Genomic DNA, 6108 nt, shown 5'->3' on the forward strand with positions numbered 1-6108 from the left:
CCCCCGTCGCTGAGGTTCGATGCGGTCGCGCCGCTTTGCCGGCGCACTCCAAAGCAGTCCGGAATCCATAAAGGGCCAATCTTTAAATGATACGAGGGTAGGTTGGGTCGCTGCGCTGTTCGGCGGATTGAAGTCTTCCGGGACTATCAAACCTAAAGATTTACCACCATCGGCGCTTGATCCCGCTTTTACTCGCCTCGATCTTGGCTTCCTGTTCAGCGATCAGTAGGTCGATGCGTTTCTGAAGCCTCTGGTTGCGCTGCTCCATGCCGCGGATTTTTATCTGCGCTTCCTGCCTTTCCAGCTCAAGGCCTTGCTGGGCCGCGGCCTGGGTAGATTCGATCTCGGCGATCTTCGCCGCGACCCTGGCCTCGGCCTCTCCGCGCATCCGGTCGGTCTCGGCCTTGGCACGGCGAATCTGCTCCCGATACTCGTTCTCGACCGCATGTTTTTCCTGCTCCAGCTTATGGAGCCGCCGGTCCTTTTCCTCTTCTAACTCATGCCCCAATGTCCGCTTGTAGTGCTCGAGGTCGGCTCGACCCTTTACCCGCCGCTCCTCCAGCTCCAGCTTCCGGATTTCTTGCTCCTGTCGCAGGTGGTCGAGCTGCGCCTGGCGGCGCCAGGACAAGGGGTCAGTGTTCAGGTAGGCATCGGCAAAGCTCACGGGATCGAGCAGCTGCTTGCCGGTCTCGGATGCAAACCCCGGGATATCGCTGTAATACCCGTTCCGGTAGTGCCGCCACTGCTGTTGCAGAGTGTCGTTGAGATAGCAGCGGACCGCCCGGGGCTCGAATATCTTGAGCGCGATCAGGGACAGGAAAAGGATACCGAGCAGGGCCTGGGACAGACCCTCGATGGTCTTGAAATGGTCCAAGGCACCTTGGGCCAGCCTGCGATCCTCCTGGCGCAAGGTCTCCAGGATGCGCACTCGGGTGCCGATGGTGTCCGCAGGAATATCCAGGTCGTAACCTCGCGCAAACGCGGGTAAAGACAGAGCGGTGGATTCGGCCTGGATCTTCTGGCGTTTCGCTGTGAGGTCGGCGATCTGCCGGTCGATCGCGCCCAAGGATTCGCGTTTCCCGGCCAGATCCTCCGTGATGGGCGCCAGCGCTCGGTCGCGTTCAGCGCGGAGGTATCTGGCTTGCGCACGCGCCGCCTCGACCGCAGCCAGGGCCTCCCGCGCCTTGGATCCGATGCCGGGGCGGCGTCCCCCGACTCCGGCCCGTTCGTCCTCGAATTCCTGCTGATAGGCCGCGGCTTCACGCTCGTAGTCTTTAATGGTCGGGGCCCTGTCTTGCCTGATCGTATCCGCCTCTTTCTCAAGCGCCTGCCGCTCTTTGTCCAGTTGTTCACGCCGTGATTTGGCTGCTTCGATAGCCTGGTCCTGGAGGCGGACCAGCTCCTGCTCCTTGGCTGCGCGCTTGGCGGCGACCTCGGCCTGGTAGACATCTCGGATCTCATCGGAGCGGATCACCTGGGTCAGGAAGGGCGCCGTGATGAGCAAGGAGATGAATACGATAGCGAGGCGCACGGCGACGCCAAACCACCAGCGCAGGGTTTCGAACCGAGGGGCATCGGAGGTCCGGGCCCTGAGTCCTGTTACATCGGAAGCACTCGACCAGGCGGGCCGACTGGTGGACCGAAAAGGTTTTTCGGAGGTGATGAAGGAGACATCGACGATCCAGATGACGGCAAAAATGCCGACAAAGAACAGCGGGGCCAGAATCACCGCCAACCAGCGTATGCTTTGCGGCACGAAATACTGACTCACGGTCGCCCAGACCGTGCCCTCCACCAGCGACATCAGCAAGATGATGACGAAAGAGAAGGCGAGCCACAGTGCCGCCAGGGGGGTCATCATACTGCTGCCGTAAGGCCGCAGCGTCGCATACCGCCAGAAATCAAAGTCAGACTGTGTTGTCACAACTCAGTCCCCGCCATTCGTCTCATTAGGCAGCTCCATGACAGAACTTCACCGGCAAAATTTTGGTGAATTAAGGAACAAAAGATAGCACGAACCCACTCCCTAGTACCTGCCTCAAGCAGTGCTGCACGGCCGCTCGGAACAGCGACCACCGCGTTAAGGTCAGCTCACCTGGCCCCCAACAACCGATAGACCAAGGGCACCAACACCAGCGACACCAGGGTCGAGAACAGGAGCCCGGAGACGATGGTCACCGCCAGGGGTTGCAGCAGCTCCGAGCCTTCGCCCAAGGCCAGGGCCAGGGGCAGCAGGCCCACCACGGTCGTCAGGGTGGTCATGAGGATGGGACGCAGGCGCAGGCGGGCGGATGCGACGATGGCCTGGAGCTTGTCGGCGCCCTGGCGGCGCTGGATCTCGATGAACTCCACCAACACGATGGCGTTGTTGACCAGGATCCCCGCCAGCATGATGAGCCCCAACCACACAGGCATGGACAGCGGCAACCCGGTCCACTGTAACCCCAGGACGACGCCGATGAGGGCAAAGGGCACGCTGAGCAGGATGATAAAGGGGTTGCGCAAGGACTCGTATTGCACAGCCATGACGACCAGCACCAGAAACAGGGCCAACCCCAGCAGCAGCCGGCCCAAATCTTGGCCTTCCTGCAGGGTCTCCAGGCTACCTGCCTCGTAGAGGCTGTAGCCGGGGGGCAGCTCCAGCGCTGCGGTGGCCGCCAGGGCGCGTTCCAGGGCCTCTGCCAGACTCAGCTCCGCACCCAGGGAGGCGGTGACCTCCACCATTCGTTGCTGGCGGTCGCGCATAATGACGGAGGGTTGGGGCAGGATCGCGACCTGGGCAATATCCCCGAGGCGGATAGGGACCCGGGGTGGCGTCTTGCTGAACAGCAGGATGGATTCGAGCGCCCCCAGGCTCCCCACATCGCCCCGGTCGAGACGCAGCAGGACATCGATGCGGCGATCCTCGGCGATGAAATCGGTGACCACCTGGCCCCCGAGGGCGAAACCCAGCACCTTGCCCACGTCTTCCACATCCAGGCCGTAGCCGGCGGCCCGTTCCCGGTCCAGCCGGATGGACAGCTCCTGGGTCAAATCCTGGTTGGAGTGGCGGACATTGCGCAGGCCCTCGATCTTTTGCAAACGCTCCACGACCTGGTCGCCGAGTGTCTCCAGGGTCGCCAGCCGGGGGCCCTTGATGCGCAGGCTCAGGTCGTCGTCCCCGCGGTTAAGGCGGATGCCGCGGATGCCTCGGGTGTACATATACACCCGAAGCCCGGGGATGCGCTCGGCGTCGAGCAGGGTCCGCATGCGGGCGATCCAGTGGTTACTGCTGATCTCCCGTTCCGCCGGGGGTCGCAGCTGGATCTGGAGACTCGCCCGATGCGTCGACTCAAATTGAGAACGTCCGAAGATGAAGCCGCCGACGGTGGTAAAGATAGTCTGGACCTCCGGCTGGTGGGCGACCAGATTCTCGACCCGCCGGGCCAGGGCGTCCATCTGGTCGAGGTTGATGCCGCTGTCGGCGGTGAGACTGATGCGCACATCGCCCTCGTCCAGCTTGGGCAGAAAGATCTGCTTGGCCTCGCGCAGCCAGGGAACGGTCAGGGCCAGGCCGGCCACACAGATGACGATGACCAGCCAGTGGATCGGCAGCAGCCGCTCCAACAGGCGGCCATAGCCGTCCTGAGCGGTCTGGAACATCCGGTCCACCAGCCGCCGCGCGGGGCCCTCCCGGTGCACCGGCACCCGGCCGGCCAGGGCGGGCACCAGGGTCAGGGCCACCAGCATGGAGGCGAGGATGGCGGCAGAGATGGTGAAGATGAGCTCGCGGAACAGCAGCCCGATCAAGCCGCCGACGAACAGGAAAGGAAGCACCGCCGCCAGATTGGTGGAGGTGGCGGCGACGATGGCGCCCGTGACCTCCCGGCTTGCCCCGTCCGCGGCCTGCTCCGGGGACTCCCCCCGGCGCTGGTGGCGGTAGAGGTTCTCGAGCATGACGATGGTATTGTCCACCAGCATGCCGATGCCCAGCGCCAGGCCGCCCAAGGTCATGATGTTGAAGGTAAGCCCGAAGGCGGCCATCAGGATAAAGGTGACCAGCACCGCGATAGGGATGGCGCTGCCGATGATCAGGGTCCGGCGCAGGCTGCCCAGAAACAGATAGACCACGGCCATGGCCAGCAAGGCGCCGCCAGCGGCCGCGGTGACCGCATTGTTCAGGGCGCGGCGGATATAGCGGGCCTGGTCGTCGACCTGCGCGATGGCGATGTCCGGCGGGATCTGTCCCTGCTCCCGCAACCGGTCGAGTTCCTGCTCGACCCGGTCGACCACCGCCACCGTATTGGCAAGGGGCTGTTTCTGGATGGACAGCTTGATGCCCGGCTGGCCGTCCAGGCGGATGCGCAGACGCTCCTCGGCCGCCCCGTCGATGATCCGGGCGACCTCCCCCAGGCGCACCAGCGACAGGGGGTCGTCACGGTCCTCGCCAGGCAGGGGTAGATCCAACAGCTCCTCCACGCTGGTGAAACGGCCTTGGGTGCGGCCGCTGAGCTCCCCCTCGGTCATCCGCAGGCGACCGGCCGGGATATCCTGATTGGCCTGGCGCAGGACCTGCTCGAGATCCAGCACGTCCAGCTCCAGGCCGGCCAGCCGATATTGGTCGGCGTCCACCCGGATCTCGCGTTCGAGCCCGCCCCCCACCTCGGCCGCGGCCACCCCGTCCAGGTTGAGCAGGGCCCGGCTCAGGTCGTAGTCCACCCAGGCCCGCAGCTCCACCGGGTCCAGCAGAGGAGAGCTCACCACATACTCCGCCACCGGCAGCTGGAAGGGATCCCGTTTGTAGATGATCGGCGGCTCGATATCGTCCGGCAGGAAACGCTTGGCCCGGTCGAGCCGGGAGCTGGCATCCTGCAGGGCCTGGTCCACGTCGGTGCCGTAGGCGAACGACAGATCCACGGCGCTGCGCCCCTCCTGGGTCTGGGATTGGACGGCGATGGCCCCTTCGGTGATCGCCAACTGCTCTTCCAGTTGGCGCGTGACCTCGTCCTCCATGACCTTGGCGGGGACGCCGGGGTCCAGGATGCGCACCCGGATGTCCGGGTAGATGATCCGCGGCAGCAGATCGATGTTCAGGCGCCCTAAGGCAAAGGCCCCCAGCACCATGACCGCCAGAGTCAGCATCACCACCCCCACCGGGTGACGCACGGACCAGTTAGAGATATTCGCGTTCACTTCACTACCGTAGGATGCGGTGAGCGCGGGAAATCCTTCCAGGATGGCACTGCCGGATGGCGCGAACCGCATCGATGATACGGTGAACGCGGCGAACCGTATCGACCAGTATGGATGCTCACAACTACCGATAACATTGAGCCGGCAGGACTCCTGCGGAAAATTTGTCCGCTTATGCTGAATGCGATTTATGACACCTGCGGTGATCCCCGGCCACTGGCGTCTTGCTACCCAGACCCGTAGGGCGGGTAAGGCCATGGATGGCCGCAACCCGCCGTTCGCGTACGTCAGCTCACCACATTTAAATCCGCAGATTACACAGATTTCCGCAGATGAAATAATCGGCGAAAATCTGCGTAATCTGTGGATAAAAAGCGCGTAGGTTGGGCAAAGGACCAGGGATGGCCCGTGCCCAACATCCAACCGATCTTCAAGATACCAGGTTGCAGGAGTTCGGAACTGCGTCACCGGAGTTCAGAGCTTCGTCACCAAAGCTCAGAACCTCGTCGTTGAACCTCAGAACCTCATCGCTGAGTCTCGGAGCCTCATCGTTGAACCTCAGAGCCTCATCGTTGAGTCTCGGAGCCTCATCGTCGAGCCTCAGAGCCCCATCGTTGAGTCTTCGGCTGGCTCCCCACGCTCCAGCGTGGGAGCAGACCTTGTCCCGACGGAGGAGGGATCTATGCTCCAGCGTCGATTAAGCCCCTCGGTAGGCTAACCGCCAACGCCTATCAGCACAGAGGAGCTGAGTCCGCTGGAGCGAACACAACGGCGTTCCCACGCTGGAGAGACTGTGAAAGTATTACCGGATTTTCAGAGCATCAGGGATAGAGCAACATAATTTCCATAATCCAGCCGAAAATCTTTCTCCTCAGTCCCACGTGATATGGAATTCAGCGTGGAATATGGTAACTTCATCCCACCGCTTTCGGGAAA

At 62.9% G+C, this 6108-nt stretch carries 2 protein-coding genes; both read right to left on the minus strand.

Going from position 1 to position 6108, the window contains the following annotated elements:
• Positions 1-160 precede the first annotated feature (160 nt).
• Entirely contained in the window at positions 161-1924 is a 1764-nt protein-coding gene (locus tag BQ17_RS07925) for a coiled-coil domain-containing protein (protein ID WP_141699164.1), read from the minus strand.
• A 167-nt stretch (positions 1925-2091) separates the two neighbouring features.
• A complete protein-coding gene (locus BQ17_RS07930) occupies positions 2092-5244 on the minus strand; it encodes an efflux RND transporter permease subunit (RefSeq protein WP_256091517.1) in 3153 nt (1050 codons plus the stop codon).
• Between the last annotated feature and the right edge of the window lie 864 nt (positions 5245-6108).

Origin of the sequence: Candidatus Thiosymbion oneisti, assembly GCF_900092655.1 — a bacterium.
GTDB classification, from domain to species: domain Bacteria; phylum Pseudomonadota; class Gammaproteobacteria; order Chromatiales; family Chromatiaceae; genus Thiosymbion; species Thiosymbion oneisti.

Bases quoted from the DNA above. Each gene is read 5' to 3' on its own strand.
- BQ17_RS07930 (WP_256091517.1), bottom strand. From the start codon at position 5,244: ATGCGGTTCGCGCCATCCGGCAGTGCCATCCTGGAAGGATTTCCCGCG.